This window comes from Mycobacterium shunyiense, from assembly GCF_058270075.1.
In genome coordinates, this window is the sequence record NZ_JBZDPU010000008.1 from 109,159 (window position 1) to 125,632 (window position 16,474).

The window sequence follows — 16,474 nt, forward strand, 5'->3', positions numbered from 1 at the left end:
CGGATGTGACCTGCCTAATCGGGTAGCGAATCGCCCATGTATCTCTGGGGTGGGGACCCTGGTTGGTGAAGAACGAATCGGATCACCGACACAGCTAGGGAGAACATGTTGGCATTCAGTCGGGTGCTGGTCGCATTGGTGACCGCAATGGCAGGGGTCTTTGCGGGCCTCTTCATAGGCACGGCCACTTCTCATGCGGGTCTGGACAATGAACTGAGCCTGGTCGATGGTCAGGATCGGACCCTGACGGTTCAGCAGTGGGACACCTTCCTCAATGGTGTGTTCCCGCTGGATCGCAACCGGCTGACCCGTGAGTGGTTCCATTCCGGCCGCGCCAAGTACACCGTGGCAGGCCCGGGTGCCGAGGACTTCGAGGGCACCTTGGAGCTGGGCTACCAGATCGGCTTCCCCTGGTCACTGGGCGTCGGGATCAACTTCTCCTACACGACCCCCAACATCCTGATCGACGATGGTGACATCACCGGCCCGCCCTTCGGCCTGAACTCGGTGATCACGCCGAACCTGTTCCCGGGTGTGTCGATCAGCGCGGACCTGGGCAACGGCCCCGGTATCCAGGAAGTGGCCACCTTCTCGGTGGACGTCAAGGGCGCGGCCGGCGGGGTGGCGGTGTCCAACGCGCACGGCACCGTGACCGGTGCGGCCGGTGGTGTGCTGCTGCGTCCGTTCGCCCGCCTGATCGCCTCGACCGGTGACAGCGTCACCACCTACGGCGAGCCTTGGAACATGAATTAAGGACATGAACGTCCGGTAGTCATCCCGCCAATCGGCGCGTCCCGCTTCTTCTTCGAAGAGCCGGGCGCGCCGATCGTCTTTTCGGCGCTACGGTGGCCTCATGACGCCGCAGAGCCCGGTTTCGGTGCTCGGGGAAGACGAGTGCTGGCAGTTGCTGTCGAGCGTGACGCTGGGGCGTCTGGTCACGACGGTCGGCACCCGGCTCGAAATCTTCCCGGTCAACTTCGTCGTCCAGCGCCGCACCGTGTTGTTCCGGACTGCCGAGGGCACCAAGCTGATCAGCGCCCTGTGGAACGACCGGGTGCTGTTCGAAGCCGACGAGCACAACGTGGTCGGGGGCTGGAGCGTGATCGTGCGGGGCGAACCGCAGCTTCTTGAGACGCCGGACGAGATCGCCGCGGCCGAGAGCGGGCAGCTGCTCTCCTGGATTGCCACCACAAAACGTCGCTACGTCCGCATCCACCCGAAGGAGATCTCCGGACGCAGGTTCGTGTTCGGCTCCGAACCGGAGGATATGTAGCGGTCTACACCCAGTACGGCACGCGTGCCCGGTACTGGCGCATGGCGATCGCCGCGAAGCCCCAACCGATCGCCGTCAGAGCCAGGACCACAATCCAGTGCCGCGCCTCCTGATCGGCGCCCAACAGTGGGGCCCGCACGATGTCCAGGTAGTGGAGCAGCGGATTGATCTCGACGATCTTCGCCCACGATCCGGCGCCCTGCTGTTGGAGCGTCGACTCGTTCCAGATGATCGGAGTCATGAAGAACAACAGCTGAACCACCGAGGCCAACAGCGGACCGATGTCGCGGTAGCGGGTGGCGAGGATGCCGAAGCAGATCGACACCCATACGCAGTTCAGCACGATCAGGCCGAGCGCCGGGATGACCGCCAGGTCGGTCCACTTCCAGGGTTTCGGATAGACGATCGCGATGATCACGAAGATGACGATGTTGTGGCCGAACAGGATCAGCTGCCGCCACACCAACCGGTAGACGTGCACCGACAACGGGGTCGGAAGTTGTTTGATCAGGCCCTCATTGGCGATGAACACCTCGGAACCTTCGAGGATCGACGCGTTGATCAGATTCCAGATGATCAACCCGAGCGTGACGTAGGGCAGGTGCTCTTCCAGAGGGAGCTTGAACAGCTTCGAGTACAGCAGGCCCATCGCCACCGCGGTGGTGCCGGTGGCGATCGTGATCCAGAACGGACCGAGCACACTGCGCCGGTAGCGCTGCTTGATGTCCTGCCAGCCGAGGTGCAGCCACAGCTCGCGCTTGCTGAAGCCGTCGGAGAGATCGCGTACGGCCCGGGCCATGGTCTTGGAGTCGGACGCCGCGTCGGTGAACGTCATCTGTTGCTTCTCCCGTCGCTTCGCTCGCCCCGAAAAAACCTTTCGCTACTGCCCAACCGCCGCAGGCGGATCCATTCACGCAGACCTGCAGGGTCGCGGCGGGACACCAGAAAGTACCAGCCGAACCGCATCCACTCCTGCGGCAGCAGTTTGCGCAAACCTGGCTGGGACAGCAGGTAGCCCCGGTTGCGGTAGGTGAAGAACCGCTTCGTCTCGTCGTCCGGGTATTGCGTGTGCATCCGACCGCCCAGGATCGGCTTGAACTCATCGGTCCCGCATGGGTGCAGATAGCTTGCGGTCAAACAGGTTCCGAACGGCAGACCGGAGCGGACCAGTCGCCGGTGCAGCTCGACCTCGTCGCCGCGGACGAACAGGCGCAGATCGGGGACGCCGACGGACTCCACTGTGGCGGCCCGGAACAGGGCACCGTTGAACAGCGAGGCGATACCGGGCAGCAGGGCACCCTCACCCTCGGTGCGCAACTCGCTGACCAGTCGACGCCACACCAGTCCGCGGCGCAGCGGGAACGCCAGGCGCTCCGGATCGTCGAGGTTGCACACCATGGGCGAGACCTCGGCCAGGCTGTACTGCTCGGCACAGGCCAGCAGGGTGGAAAGCACCGTGTTGTCGGCAGGGCGGCCGTCGTCGTCGGCCAGCCAGATCCAGTCCGCTCCCTGGGCCAGAGCATGCAGCATGCCCAGCGCGAAACCTCCTGCGCCGCCGAGGTTTCGGCGGGAACCGAGATACGTCGCGGGTACCGGCTGGCTCAGGACCAGCTCGCGTACATCCTCGTCGTTGTCATTGTCGACCACGATCAGGTGATCGGGTTTGCGGTCCTGGGTGACCACCGCGGCAAGGGATTTGGTGAGCAGTTCCCGACGCCGGTGCGTCACGATCACCGCGACGACGGATTCAGGCTCCACGGGCCGTTTCCTCCAACACCTCACGCACATGCCGGGCCGCATCCGGACCCTCGTAGGCACCGACAACCTCTTCGATGCCGCCGGTCATCCGGATGGTGCCGTGGTCGATCCACATCGCGGTCTTGCACAGGCGGGCCAGAAACTCGTTGGAATGGCTTGCGAACACCAGGATCCCGGACCGTTCCACCAGGCTCTGCAGACGTGACTGCGCCTTCTTCAGGAACTCCGCGTCGACCGCGCCGATGCCTTCGTCGAGCAGCAGGATCTCGGGGTCGATGCTGGTGACCACGCCCATCGCGAGGCGCACCCGCATACCGGTCGAGTAGGTCCGCAACGGCATCGACAGGTACTCGCCCAGTTCGGTGAACTCGGCGATCTCGTCGACCTTGGCAAGCATCTGCTTGCGGGTCTGTCCGAGAAACAGTCCACGGATGATGATGTTCTCGAAACCCGAGATCTCAGGGTCCATCCCGACACCGAGGTCGAAGACCGGAGCCACCCGCCCACTCACCGTGGCCGAGCCTCGCGTCGGCTCGTAGATACCCGAAAGTAGCCGCAGGAGTGTGGATTTGCCCGCACCGTTGTGGCCGACCAGACCGACCCGGTCGCCCATTTTCAGCGACATCGTGATGTCGCGCAGTGCTTCGATGACGACGACGTTGGACTCGTTGCGTCCGATGGCGCCGCCGGCCTTGCCGAGGAACGCCTTCTTCAGCGAGCGGGTCTTGGCATCGAAGATGGGGAACTCCACCCATGCTTCGCGCGTCGAGATAAACGGATCAGACAACGCGACCTACAGGTACTGACCGGTGCCGGGGTGCGACGGGCCGCCGCGCTGCCCGCCCGGGACCTGCAGTCCTGGCGGAAGGGCGCCCTGGCGCATCTGCTCGAGCTGCGCGCGGGCCGCCATCTGCTGGGCGAACAACGCCGTCTGGATGCCGTGGAACAGGCCTTCCAGCCAGCCGACCAGCTGTGCCTGCGCGATGCGGAGTTCGGCGTCGGACGGAATGCTGTCCTCGGTGAAGGGCAGCGTCAGCCGCTCGAGTTCTTCCCGCAGTTCGGGGGCCAGACCGTCCTCGAGCTCGCGGATGCTGGTGCGGTGGATGTCGCGCAGCCGGTTGCGGCTGGCGTCGTCGAGCGGAGCGGCGCGCACCTCTTCGAGGAGCTGCTTGATCATGGTGCCGATACGCATGACCTTGGCCGGCTGCTCGACGAGGTCTGTCAGCGACTTGCCGTCAGCTTCGGCATCGGTCTCATCGGCCGTGCTGGCGAGGATCTCGATGTTGTCATCGTCGGGGTTGATGGTCATGGCCTTCCCTTGGATCGGTCGTGTCAGTTCGTCTTCTTCGCCGCGTTCTCTCCGTGCCAGCGGTAGATGCGGTCCTCACCGTTGTCGTAGATCTTCTCCCACGACCGTGAGCTGTCTAGCGACACTAGTCCGTCGGGCATCACGAACCCGCGGACCACCGGTGTGCTGGTGAGCACGTAGCGGATGTTGAGCGCCTCGACGGCCTCGGCAACGCGGGGATCGGTGTCGGCATCATCTGCGTATGCCCAGAAAATAAACCGGTGATACCCCGGGCCTTGCTGCATCGGATAGTCGTAGTGCGTCCACAGCGGGTGTAGCCCCGAAACCGCGTACATCCAGGCGGTGCCGTCGGTGTTGGCGTCGCCGATCAACGTGGTGCGGGCATCCGGCAGTTCAGCCAGGTAGGCGAAGGCCTCGAGGTCCTTGGCGCCGATCATCACCGAGTCGTACTTCTGTCCGAACAGGTACTTGTGCCGGGGGAAGTAGTGCCAGGCCAGGCCCACTGTGGTGGCGACCAGTGCGACGGCGGCCGCCGCGTGGATCCAGGTCGGTCGGGCGCCGGCCCGGCGCAGCGCAGCGGCGCCCAGCAGGACCAGTGCGCCCAGACCGATCGCCGCCATCGGCGCGTACAGAAGGGTGACCACTGCCGACAACCGGCGCGGATCGCTGTAGAACAGGTCGCTGAACTTTCCGGTGATGGCGCCCACCGGCCCGCCGAACGGTGCGCCGGAATGCACGATCGACGCGATGAGGATCAGCCACACCGCCAGCGGCCACCAGATCTTCTTGACCAGCATCACCACTCCGCCGATGGCGGCCAGAGCGATGAGGGCGTTCTGGATCGGGAAGTCGTTGAGGTGGCGGGTGTGCTGGACGACGGCCGCGAACAGCGAGTGCTTCTTGCCGAGGTGGTTGACGAAGGCGTGGCCGACGATGATGTCGGCTTGCTGAAGGACCGCGAGAAATTGGGGCAGCAGGATCACCAGGGCCGGTACCGCGACGGCGGCCAGCGTCAGGAAGTCGGAGAGCCGGCCGCGCACCGGCTGCCACAGTGCATGCCCCAGCCACCAGACGCCCACCAGCAGCGCCGTCACCACGCCACCCGTGAGGTGCACGGAGAAGACGCCGACCGTGGCGAGTGCGGCCAGCCCGATGCGGTCGCGATGGGCCGGGGTCGAGGCGATGAGGGCGAACACCGGTACCGCGAGGCCGTAGGCCACCAGGTTGGGCATTGCCGCCACATCGAACTCGACGTAGGGCACGGCGGTGAACGATGCGGCGAGTGCTGCCGCGGTGCCCGCAACCACGGCGGTGCGCATCTGACAGGTGTGCGGGCGAACCATCTTCCACGCCAGGACTGCCGCGCTCACCGGGAACAGCCATACTGCCGCGACGACCGAACTCACGGTGTACGCGGTGGTCGCGGCGGCACCGGTGAGCTGGCAGTAGACGGCCGCAAGAGCATGGAAGGCCGACGGGTAGTAGAGCGCCTCGTGGGTCTCGACGTTGCGCAGTTCACCCATGTGGGTCGGAGAAGCCTGGCCGGTGTCGAGGATCCACCGGATGGTGTTGGCGTGCCACACCGAGTCCCAGGTGCTGGGAATGGATTGCCAGTGCGGGAGCCCGGCGAAAGCGGCGGCGGCGATCAGGACGGCGCCCAGCACCACCCCCGCCGCAACCACCAATGCCGGCTTGATGGCGATGCCCGACGCCTCGGCGTCGCGGTCCCGGTAGCGGACAAGCAGCCTCCGCAACCCGGCCGCCAGGGCGGCAACGATGGCTACAGCAAACAATGCTGACCATGCATTCCACGGGACGCCGACGGCCCCGAGTGGAACGATCGTCAACGCGACAGTGCCGTAGGTCAAGGCTGGACCCACTGCGACCGCCGTCGACACGGTGAGTCCACCCGCCCTGGCTATCAGCGCCCCGGGTATTACCAGCAACAACAGTGCGATTAGCACTCCGAACCCGAAGCCCACTGGACTAGTATGGCTGCCCAGGGCGACCCGGTCCGAGCACGGTCTCTTCAAGTGCAAACGTGCGGTCGGGCGCTCACCAAATCGTGTCGGTTTGTGATATTTGCGGACGCTCTAAGGTGGCTGGCATGGCATACGACGTCGCCCGGGTGCGTGGCTTGCACCCGTCATTGGGCGATGGGTGGGTCCACTTCGATGCCCAGAACGGCATGCTGGTGCCCGATTCCGTCGCGACGACGGTGTCCACTGCGTTCCGAGGCTCGATGCCCACGGCAGTGGGACCGCACCCATCGGCACGCCGCAGCGCGGCCGTCCTCACCGCTGCCCGTCAGGCTGTCGCCGACCTGGTCAACGCCGATCCGCGGGGCGTGGTGCTGGGCGCAGACCGGGCCCAACTGCTGACCTCGCTGGCCGAGGCCTCCTCCAGTCGGGTCGGCCTCGGCTACGAGGTGGTGGTCACCCGCCTGGACGACGAGGCGAACATCGCGCCCTGGTTACGGGCGGCGAATCGCTATGGCGCCAAGGTCAAGTGGGCCGAGGTCGACATCGAGACGGGAGAGCTGCCGTCCTGGCAGTGGGAAGGGCTGATCGACAAGCCGACCCGTCTGGTGGCCATCGCTTCGGCGTCGTCGACGCTGGGAACCGTCACCGATCTGAGCGAGGTGACAAAGCTCACGCATGAGGTCGGCGGAATGGTGGTCGTCGACCACTCGGCCGCGGCTCCGTACCGGCTGATCGACATCAACGAGATCGACGCCGACGTCGTCGCCCTCAACGCTGTGCCGTGGGGTGGCCCTCCGATCGGTGCCCTGGTGTTCCGCGACCCGTCGGTGATCGACTCGCTGGCCTCGGTGTCGTTGAACCCCCAGGCGACCGGCCCGGCCCGGCTCGAGGTGGGCATGCACCAGTACGGCTTCCTCGGTGGCGTGGTGGCCAGCATCGAGTACCTGTCGAACCTCGATGACACGGCCAGCGGCTCGCGGCGCGAACGGCTGGCCGTGTCGATGCAGTCGGCGGGGGCGTATCTGGACCGCCTGTTCGAGTACCTGGTGGCCTCGCTGCGCTCCTTGCCGTTGGTGATGGTGATCGGCAGGCCGGAGTCGCAGATTCCGGTGCTCAGCTTCGTGGTGCGGGACGTGCCGGCCGAGCGGGTGGTGCAACGGCTGGCAGACAACGGCATCCTGGCGATCTCGAATGCCAGCTCCCGCGTGCTGGACGTGATCGGGGTGAACGACATCGGTGGCGCGGTGACCGTGGGGTTGTCGCACTACTCGACGGGCGCCGAGGTCGATCAGCTCGTGCGGGCACTGGCCTCGCTGGGCTGATCGCGCTAGACGGTCAGGACGATCTTTCCCGACACCTCGCCGGAGGCGAGCAGTTCGTGGGCCTGCTGAGCCTGCTGGATGGGCAGTTCGGCACCGATGATCGGCCGCACCCGCCCGTCGGCGATCATCGGCCACACGTTGTCGAGGACCGCCCGCACGATCTCGCTCTTGCCGCCGGGTCCGTCGACGGGCCGGGGACGCAGCGAGGTGGCGATGACGCCAGCGCGCTTACCGAGCAGCTTGGCGATGTTCAGCTCGGCCTTGATGCCGCCCTGCATGCCGATGATCACCAGCCGGCCGCCGGTGGCCAGTGCGTCGACGTTGCGGTCGAGGTAGGCGGCGCCCATGATGTCGAGGATCACGTCTGCCCCGGAGCCCCCGGTCTCGGCCCGCACCCTTTCGACGAAGTCCTCGTCCCGGTAGTTGATGGTGATGTCGGCGCCGAGCTCGCGGCACAGGGCGAGCTTGTCCGCCGACCCTGCAGTTACGGCGACCCGCGCGCCGAGTGCGTGGGCCACCTGGGTGCCGTGGGTGCCGATGCCGCTGGCGCCGCCGTGGAACAGGACGAGCTGGCCGGCCTGCAGACCTGCCGTCATCACGACGTTCGACCACACTGTGGAGGCCACTTCGGGTAGGCCTGCGGCCTCGCTCAGGGCAACGCCATCAGGCAATGGCAGCACCTGGGCGGCGGGTACGGCGACAAATTCCGCGTAGCCGCCGCCGGCGAGCAATGCACATACGGGTTGCCCAACTGACCAGTCGGTAACATTCGCGCCGAGCTCGGCGACGGTGCCCGACACCTCCAGTCCGATGACGTCGCTGGCGCCTGGCGGGGGCGGATACTTGCCCGCCGCTTGCAGCAAGTCGGCCCGATTGACGCCCGCGGCGTGAACCCGGATCAGAATCTCGTCGTTTGCTGGTGTGATATCAGCGACGTTTTCCCAGGTCAGATGGCCATCGACGGAAGCGACAATTGCATGCATTTTTTCCACGCTACAAGCCTTCTGTTTCCCAAGCGCAGCAATACTGACGTCCCTTACGATTGCGCCCATGGCGGGGATGATTGCGGGGCGCACGGCGGGTGACATGCCGGGCCTGGACATCGCCGAGCAGAGGTCATGGCAGAACTACCTCGACTCGGCGTTGCGAATGTATGCGACCTTGAACCGGTCGTTGGTAGATGCGCATCATCTGACGCTGAATGATGTGCGCCTGCTCGATATCTTGGACAAGTCGTCGACCGGGTCGGCGCGGATGGGTGACTTGGCCGAGCGGCTGATGTCTCTGCCCAGCCGGGTAACCCGGCAGATCCGACGGCTGGAAGTTCAGAACCTGGTGACCAGGTGTGCCAGTCCGGACGACGGGCGCGGCGTGGTCGCCACGATCACCGAAGAAGGCAGGGTCGCCGTCCGCGAGGCGATGGTGACCTACGGGCAGGGCGTCCGCTCGCACTTCCTCGGCAGGCTTTCGCGTCCACAGATCGCGGCAATGGGGGAGAACTGTCGCCGCATCAGCGTCGCGCTGAAGAACGGATCGCCGCCCGCGCACATCGGCCGGGTGTGAAGCCCGTACTCTTGTCGGCGGTGGCGTGGCAGAGCGGCCTAATGCACTCGCCTTGAAAGCGAGAGACGGCTAACACCGTCCGGGGGTTCAAATCCCTCCGCCACCGCAGCTCAGAGGTGGTTTCCGAGTTTCGCGTGCGGAGCTCGGAACCATCTCGATGACCCAAAGTGACCCAATCCGCGGGGAATTGACCCGCCGGACCGGTCGGCGTGTCGTTCGCCTGCGCTGGTCTCACCGAATTTCTACGGTGGGATTTTCCTATGGCTCGCTTGCCCAGTTACATCACCCGCGTCGACACCGGTGACGGTCCGCGCTACGAGGTGCGCCTCCACGCCCGACGGGCGGACGGCTCCCGGTTCCAGCACAAGAAGCGGTTCAAGACGCCGGCAGAAGCGACGGCATGGCACTCGACGATCACCGCGGAGCTCGCCTCCGGCACGCACACGGCGCCGAGCAACGTGACCGTGCGCGAGGCCGTCGAGCAGTGGCTAGCGGCGAAGAGCGCGCGCGTGAAGCCCACGACGGCCGCCGCGTATCGATTCGCTCTCGCTCCCGTGGCGGAACGGTACGGCGACGTGAAGGTGCAGAAGCTCACCAAGCTCGACGCCGAGACGTTAATCACTGAATTGCGAACGGGTTCCGGCGATCGCGGCGTGTGGGCGCGCACCACGATCAACCCGATGTTGGCCCGGTGGAAGACCGTGTGGCGCGACCTTCATGCGCAGGGCGTGGTCGCCCGCGACGTGGTGGCGTTGGTCGAGCCGCTCCGGAAGCCGAGCAACGAACCGGCGATGAAGACCGACGACTCCCTGTCCGAAGCGGAAGTGGAGCTGCTCATCAAGGCGCACACGGAGGGCACCGACGAGTACGCGCGTCGCCGGGAACCATTCGTGCACCTGGCTCTGCTCGGCCTACGCCGCGGAGAACTTGCCGGACTACGCTGGAGTGCAATAGATCTCGACGCCGAGGCGCCTACCCTCACCGTACGGGCAACCCGGGTGGCCACCGCCGAGGGAACCATCGAACAGGATGATGCGAAGACGATTTCGTCAGTCCGGACGCTCCCGATCCCGCCGCACCTGGTGCCGATCCTGCAGCGGGTACACGCGGAGCAGGACGAGACTCGGCGTCGTCTCGGAGAACGCTGGGAGGGCGGAGGCGACGGCCACGTGTTCTGCCACGACCTCGGTGCGCCGCTGTCCCCGCGGACGTTAAACGCTTGGTGGAACAAGAGTCTCGAGGCGGCAGGGCTGCCGCACCGTCGACTGCACGCGAGCCGGCACACCGCAGCGTCGCTGCTGAGCTTGCGCGGGGCGCCGGTGCCGATGATTGCCGCGTGGCTCGGGCACGCTGACGGTGGCGTGCTGGCGATGCGGGTCTACGTACACACGCCGGGCGAGGCGCTCGGGGACACCGCCGCGCTGTTGAGCAAGGGGACTGGCGCATGACCCGACGCGGTACAACGGCTGTGCTCCCTGATCCCCGTCTCCGCCCGCAAGACCGCTGGCTCAGGCACCATCACTCCATGGCGGATGACACCTACCAGGTCCGGCGCATGAAGCTCAGCGAGTCTGATGCGAATCGACTCGGGAAGTGGTCCTCCCTGTGGGCGGACCTGATCCACGTCGACATGGTCCTCGCAGCCAGGACGAAGATCACCGACGTCGCGGCCAACGTGTTCCACCGGCGTGCGCTGTGGGAGTCAGCGATCGTCAGCTATGGGCGGATGGCCGTCAGCGAGAAGCGGCGCAACGTCGACTACGAGGCGCTGCTGCGCGCAGCCCGCGGTGACCGCGGCATCGAGTTCCACGAGACCCTGATGGGATGGCGCCACGATCACGTCGCACACCGCCGGTCCCGTGATCTTGAGACCGTCTCCGTCTACGCCGACTACCTGGACGCTGAGCCTGACGTGCTCGACTCGATCCGGGCCTCGGTGTCGCCTTCCGGCGGTCCTTCGGACACCTCGCCGCTGGCGGTCGAATTCGGAGAGCACGTCAGGGTTCTTCGCGACACCTTGTGGGAGCAGTATCTGGCCCCGATCGGCGAGCTGATCGCGACTCGGGGGCCACGCGGGGGCCTAGTGCCAGCTGAGCCCGAGACATCGGGCAGCTTCGTTGTTCACCAGGTGTTGTGGTCTCGGGGCAACGGCGCGGGTATCGGCTAACGGCACCGCAACCGAAGCCAGACACGCAGTCGCTCCACCCAGGTGCACCGCCTTGTCGTCACTGCCGCCTAGGCTCATCTGACGCACGCGTCGATAGCCGAGGGGGCACGCAGCATGGGGTCGATCCACGAGGTGATGGCAGCGTTCCGTGAAGCGCCATCGAACTCCGAACGCGGGACCAAGTTCGAGAAGCTGATGGTTCGCTACTTCGAGCTAGATCCGCTGCTGGCGCAGCAGTACGACGCGGTGTGGAGGTGGATCGACTGGCCGGACCGGAAGGGTAAGCCGGACACCGGAATCGACCTGGTGGCCCGGGAGCGGGACACCGGCGAGTACACGGCGATCCAGTGCAAGTTCTACGAGCCAACGCACACGCTCCGCAAGGAGGACATCGACTCGTTCTTCACCGCCTCGGGGAAGAACCCGTTCACCAACAGGATCATCATCTCCACCACGGACAAGTGGGGGAAGAACGCCGAGGATGCACTCGAGGGACAGAAGATCCCAGTGCAGCGGATCGGCCTCGCCGAGATCGCGGACTCGCCGATCGACTGGGACGTCTCGATGGTGGACGGCGACCTGCAGATCGACGTGTCGGAGGCGACGCGCCACGAGCCGCGCCAGCACCAGGCGACCGCGATCGAGAAGGTCTTCGATGGGTTCGCGGCCGGCAACGACCGCGGCAAGCTGATCATGGCCTGCGGCACCGGCAAGACGTTCACCGCGTTGAAGATCGCGGAGCGTGCCGCAGCCGAGAACGGCGGCAGCGCACGGATCCTGTTCGCGGTCCCATCGATCTCCCTCCTCTCGCAGACGCTGCGGGAGTGGACCGCTCAGACTCAGCTCGACTTGCGGGCGTTCGCGGTGTGCTCGGACACGAAGGTCTCCCGAGCCGCCGAGGACATCAACGTCTACGACGTGGCGATCCCGGTGACCACGAACGCGGCGAAACTGGCCGACGAGATGGCGCACCGCAAGCGCGCGAAGGGTCTGACGGTCGTGTTCACCACGTACCAGTCGCTGCCGGTGGTCGCCGACGCGCAGAAGCTCGGTGTGGCCCCGTTCGACATGGTGATCTGCGACGAGGCGCACCGCACCACCGGCGTGACGCTGGAAGACGCCGCCGAGTCGAATTTCGTGAAGGTCCACGACGAGGACTACTTGCACGCGACTCGGCGTCTGTACATGACGGCCACGCCGCGGATCTATGACGAGGCCGTGAAGGCGAAGGCCGATGAGCATTCGGCCGAGATCACGTCGATGGACGACGAGTCGAAGTACGGCCCGGAGTTCCACCGCCTGTCCTTTGGGGAGGCCGTCGAGCGCGGCCTGCTGACCGACTACAAGGTTCTGGTGCTCACAGTCGACGAGGAGATGGTGGCCGCTCCGCTGCAGACACAGTTGGCCGGCGGAGAGGGGGAGCTGCGCCTCGACGACGCGACCAAGATCGTGGGCTGCTGGAACGGCCTGGCGAAGCGCGCCGGTAAGACTCCGGACGGTCAGGGCTTCGCGCCCGGTGAGGCGCCTATGCGGCGGGCGGTCGCGTTCGCGAAGGACATCGCGACTTCCAAGCAGGTCGCCGAGCTGTTCCCGAAAGTCGTTGAGGCATACCGGGAGATGCTCAGCGACAGCCAAGACGACGGCGTCGACATCAACACCACGAACCTCGACTTGGCGGTTCAGGTCCGCCACGTCGACGGCACCTTCAACGCCCTGGAACGTAACCGGGAGCTCCAGTGGCTCAAGGCGCCGCTGCCGGAGAACGAGTGCCGCATCCTGTCCAACGCGCGGTGCCTGTCCGAAGGGGTGGACGTTCCCGCACTCGATGCGGTGATGTTCCTCCATCCCCGCAACAGCGTCGTCGACGTCGTCCAGTCCGTAGGTCGTGTGATGCGCAAGGCCCTGGGGAAGGACTACGGGTACATCATCCTGCCCGTCGCCGTTCCGGCCGGGATCTCTCCGTCGCAGGCCCTCGGCGACAACCGGCGGTTCAAGGTGGTGTGGCAGGTTCTCAACGCCCTGCGTGCTCACGACGACCGGTTCAACGCGATGGTGAATTCGATTGCCATCAACGCGGCGAACCCCGGTGTCGACGCAGGGAAGGGATCCGACCGTCTGCTGGGCGGGCACGTCGGCCCGACCACTGACGACCCGGAGACGTTCGGCGAGGGGTCGGCCTCCACCGCCGAGGGTGGCACCGACACAACCGACCCGGCTTCCGGTGTCGCTGACGGCGAGGGTGTCGACGGCGGTGGTCTGGCGCAGCAGATGGCGCTGTTCTCCCTGTCGGAGTGGCAGGAGGCGATCTACACCCGCATCGTCGACAAGGTCGGCACCCGCACGTACTGGGAGGACTGGGCGAAGGACGTTGCGGACATCGCCGCGGCTCTGATCACCCGGATCGGAGCACTGCTGGACGGTGCCGACAAGAAGGTCACCGCGGCGTTCGACAAGTTCCTCCAGGGCCTGCGCGACAACCTCAACGACTCCATCAGCCGAGACGATGCGATCTCGATGCTCGCCCAGCACCTGATCACCGCACCGGTCTTCGACGCGCTGTTCGCCGGCCACGAGTTCGCGGCGCACAACCCGGTGTCGAAGACGATGCAGGCGATGGTGGACCAGCTCGGCGGTGCGGGTCTGGAAGCTGAGACCGCGCACTTGGAGGGCTTCTACGATTCGGTGCGGATCCGGGCGTCCGAGGTTGCCACCGCGGACGCCAAGCAACAGGTGATCGCCGAGCTGTACGAGAAGTTCTTCAAGATCGGTTTCGCCAAGCAGGCCGAGGCCCTGGGCGTGGTCTACACCCCGGTCGAGATCGTGGACTTCATCCTCCGCGCCGCGGATCATGCGTCGCGGGAGGCATTCGGCCGCGGTCTCACCGACGAGGGCGTGCACGTGCTGGACCCGTTCACCGGGACCGGCACGTTCGTGACCCGGCTGCTGCAGTCCGGCCTCCTGCGCCCGGAGGATCTGGCCCGCAAGTACACCGGCGAGCTGCACGCCAACGAGATCATGCTGTTGGCGTACTACATCGCTGCGGTGAACATCGAGACCACCTACCACGCGCTGACCAAGGCGGAATACAGCCCGTTCGAGGGGATCGTCCTAACGGACACCTTCCAAATCACCGAAGACGGCGACTCGATGGACACGGAGATGTTCCCGCAGAACAACTCTCGCATCGTCAAGCAGCTCGCGGCACCGATCCACGTCATCGTCTGCAACCCGCCCTACTCCATGGGGCAGGACTCAGCGAACGACAACAATGCAAACCTCGCCTACCCCACATTGGACAACAGGATTCGCCAGACCTATCTCGCGACCAGGGGACGCGGCGGCAGCAATTCGATGTTCGACTCGTACATTCGCGCATACCGATGGGCGTCCGACCGCATCGGAGACCACGGTGTCGTTGCGTTTGTATCCAACGGCGGCTGGATTGACGGCAATACGGCTGACGGCATGCGTCTCGCCCTCGCCGACGAGTACAGCCGGTTGTACGTCTACAACTTGCGCGGCAACCAGCGCACCGCCGGTGAGCTGTCCCGCCGCGAAGGCGGCAAGGTTTTCGGCTCCGGCAGTCGGAACACTGTCGCCATCTTCATAGGAGTCAGGAATCCTGCCCACGTCGGGCCTTGCGAGATCTTTTATCACGACATCGGCGACTACCTGACCCGGGAGCGAAAACTAGAGATCGTCGCGGGTGGTGATCTCGAATCTGTTGAATGGCAGACGATTGCCCCTAACAAACACGGTGACTGGGTTAGCCAGCGTAGCGACGATTTCGGCGCGTGGCCCGCCATCGGTGCCAAGAAACCGAACCCCGGAGACGTCCAAGTTTTCAAACTGCACTCCCGTGGGCTAGAGACAGGCCGCGACGCTTGGGTGTACAGCTATTCCCGCATGTCACTTGAAAATGTCTGCAGCTCGGCCATTTCATTCTTCAATAAAACAGTCGAAAAATACGCGTCATGGATATCGAACCAAGGGCTTCCGGCGAGTAAGTTAAATATCACAAACTATTTCGACAGAAAATCAGCTGAGTTGAATGATCCCACCAAATTCAGCTGGACACTCAGCGCGAAAAATCGGCTCGCGTCGGCCAAACCCATGAGCTACGAACCTCAGCGCATCACTGAATGTATTTACCGACCATTCAGCAGGCAGAATGTCTACTATGACCGGCAGCTCAACCACATCTGGGGCTCGCTGGGGTCAATCTTCCCTACACCGCACCATGAGAACACCGGCATTTACCAGGTTGGCAATGGATCATCCGTACCCTTCTCGGCTCTCATGCTCGACAGGCTGCCAGACCTGCACGTCACGGGGGCAGGCAGCGGAGGTCAATTCTTCCCCCGCTGGATCTACGAGAAGGTCGATGCCGACGATGGGGCGCTTGACCTTGATACCGGCACCGAGGACGTGGACGCACATGGCTACCGCCGCGTCGACAACATCACCGACGGGATCCTCGCCCTATACCGGGCGGCGGTCGGCGATCACGTCACCAAGGACGACATTTTCTTCTACGTCTACGGCCTATTGCACGATCCGTCTTACCGCGAGACCTACGCGGCGGACTTGAAGAAGATGCTGCCGCACATCCCGACACCGGACTCGCGGGAGCGGTTCGAGCAACTCGCCACGGCCGGACGGGCGCTGTCCGAACTCCACATCGGATATGAGTCTGTCCTGCCGTATCCGGTTGATGTGCAACTCAAGCCGGGCGTGGATCCGAAGGACCGCGAGACGTGGCGCGTGACCAAGATGAAGTGGGCAAAGAAGAAGGATCCCGACACCGGTAAGAACATCGATGACGTCACCAAACTGACCTACAGCCCGAAGGTGACCGTCGCCGGCATCCCCGAGGACGCGGATCGGTACATGATCGGATCTCGCTCAGCGCTCGCCTGGATCATCGATCGCTACTTGGTGAAGACCGACAAGGCATCCGGAATCATCAACGACCCGAACGGCTGGTGCGACGAGCACGGCGACCCGCGGTACATCGTCGACCTCATCGCCAGGGTCACCACGGTCGCGGTCGAGACGATGAAGATAGTGGACAGTCTGGCCGAGAGCGCGGAGTAGAGC

13 protein-coding genes and 1 tRNA gene are annotated in these 16,474 nt (G+C 65.1%); 8 read left to right on the top strand and 6 right to left on the bottom strand.

All coding sequences use genetic code 11. The features are described 5' to 3' along the window. The first annotated feature begins 105 nt into the window (after positions 1-105). Positions 106-753: a porin MspA gene (gene mspA / locus AC4ELH_RS07235; RefSeq protein ID WP_064957341.1), complete on the top strand. Its 648-nt coding sequence runs from the start codon at positions 106-108 to the stop codon at positions 751-753. A 100-nt stretch (positions 754-853) separates the two neighbouring features. Then, the gene (locus AC4ELH_RS07240) at positions 854-1,273 is read left to right on the top strand and encodes a pyridoxamine 5'-phosphate oxidase family protein (protein WP_064957340.1); all 420 of its coding nucleotides are present in this window, start codon (positions 854-856) and stop codon (positions 1,271-1,273) included. Between the two features lie 4 nt (positions 1,274-1,277). On the opposite strand, the gene wzm is transcribed toward AC4ELH_RS07240, so the two are convergent. The 5 genes from wzm to AC4ELH_RS07265 are packed head-to-tail and all read right to left on the bottom strand — an operon-like array spanning position 1,278 to position 6,322. Beyond that, positions 1,278-2,108, bottom strand: a complete 831-nt coding sequence (wzm, locus tag AC4ELH_RS07245) for a galactan export ABC transporter permease subunit Wzm/RfbD (RefSeq protein ID WP_064885886.1) — start codon at positions 2,106-2,108, stop codon at positions 1,278-1,280. Further along, positions 2,105-3,061, bottom strand: coding sequence for a galactofuranosyltransferase GlfT1 (gene glfT1, locus AC4ELH_RS07250; RefSeq protein WP_064885909.1), 957 nt, complete (start codon positions 3,059-3,061; stop codon positions 2,105-2,107). The genes wzm and glfT1 overlap by 4 nt, the downstream gene beginning before the upstream one ends. After that, the gene (wzt, locus tag AC4ELH_RS07255; protein ID WP_055118629.1) at positions 3,021-3,818 is read right to left on the bottom strand and encodes a galactan export ABC transporter ATP-binding subunit Wzt/RfbE; all 798 of its coding nucleotides are present in this window, start codon (positions 3,816-3,818) and stop codon (positions 3,021-3,023) included. Before wzt ends, glfT1 begins: the two co-directional genes overlap by 41 nt. Before the next feature lie 6 nt (positions 3,819-3,824). Next, complete coding sequence (locus AC4ELH_RS07260; protein WP_064885884.1) at positions 3,825-4,340, bottom strand: bacterial proteasome activator family protein; 516 nt, start codon at positions 4,338-4,340, stop codon at positions 3,825-3,827. A 23-nt stretch (positions 4,341-4,363) separates the two neighbouring features. Continuing rightward, positions 4,364-6,322 carry a DUF6541 family protein gene (locus tag AC4ELH_RS07265; protein ID WP_448446197.1) on the bottom strand — a complete coding sequence of 653 codons (1,959 nt, stop codon included), beginning with the start codon at positions 6,320-6,322 and terminating at the stop codon, positions 4,364-4,366. Positions 6,323-6,447: 125 nt separating this feature from the next. On the opposite strand from AC4ELH_RS07265, the gene AC4ELH_RS07270 reads away from it, so the two are divergent. Beyond that, on the top strand, positions 6,448-7,644 hold the full coding sequence (locus tag AC4ELH_RS07270) for a cysteine desulfurase-like protein (RefSeq protein WP_064885881.1): 1,197 nt from the start codon (positions 6,448-6,450) through the stop codon (positions 7,642-7,644). A 5-nt stretch (positions 7,645-7,649) separates the two neighbouring features. Here AC4ELH_RS07270 and AC4ELH_RS07275 read toward each other — a convergent pair whose 3' ends face one another. Then, positions 7,650-8,627, bottom strand: a complete 978-nt coding sequence (locus tag AC4ELH_RS07275; RefSeq protein WP_448446199.1) for an NAD(P)H-quinone oxidoreductase — start codon at positions 8,625-8,627, stop codon at positions 7,650-7,652. A 67-nt stretch (positions 8,628-8,694) separates the two neighbouring features. Here AC4ELH_RS07275 and AC4ELH_RS07280 point away from each other — a divergent pair, with 67 nt between their 5' ends. The 5 genes from AC4ELH_RS07280 (at position 8,695) to AC4ELH_RS07300 (ending at position 16,471) form a co-directional block, all read left to right on the top strand. Beyond that, positions 8,695-9,207, top strand: coding sequence for a MarR family winged helix-turn-helix transcriptional regulator (locus tag AC4ELH_RS07280; RefSeq protein WP_055118620.1), 513 nt, complete (start codon positions 8,695-8,697; stop codon positions 9,205-9,207). A gap of 19 nt (positions 9,208-9,226) precedes the next feature. Next, a tRNA-Ser gene (locus AC4ELH_RS07285) sits at positions 9,227-9,313 on the top strand. Between the two features lie 154 nt (positions 9,314-9,467). Beyond that, on the top strand, positions 9,468-10,655 hold the full coding sequence (locus AC4ELH_RS07290) for a site-specific integrase (RefSeq protein WP_498883666.1): 1,188 nt from the start codon (positions 9,468-9,470) through the stop codon (positions 10,653-10,655). Between the two features lie 77 nt (positions 10,656-10,732). Next, a complete protein-coding gene (locus AC4ELH_RS07295) occupies positions 10,733-11,374 on the top strand; it encodes a hypothetical protein (RefSeq protein ID WP_498883667.1) in 642 nt (213 codons plus the stop codon). Positions 11,375-11,488: 114 nt separating this feature from the next. Further along, complete coding sequence (locus AC4ELH_RS07300) at positions 11,489-16,471, top strand: DEAD/DEAH box helicase (protein ID WP_498883669.1); 4,983 nt, start codon at positions 11,489-11,491, stop codon at positions 16,469-16,471. The last annotated feature ends 3 nt before the right edge of the window (positions 16,472-16,474 follow it).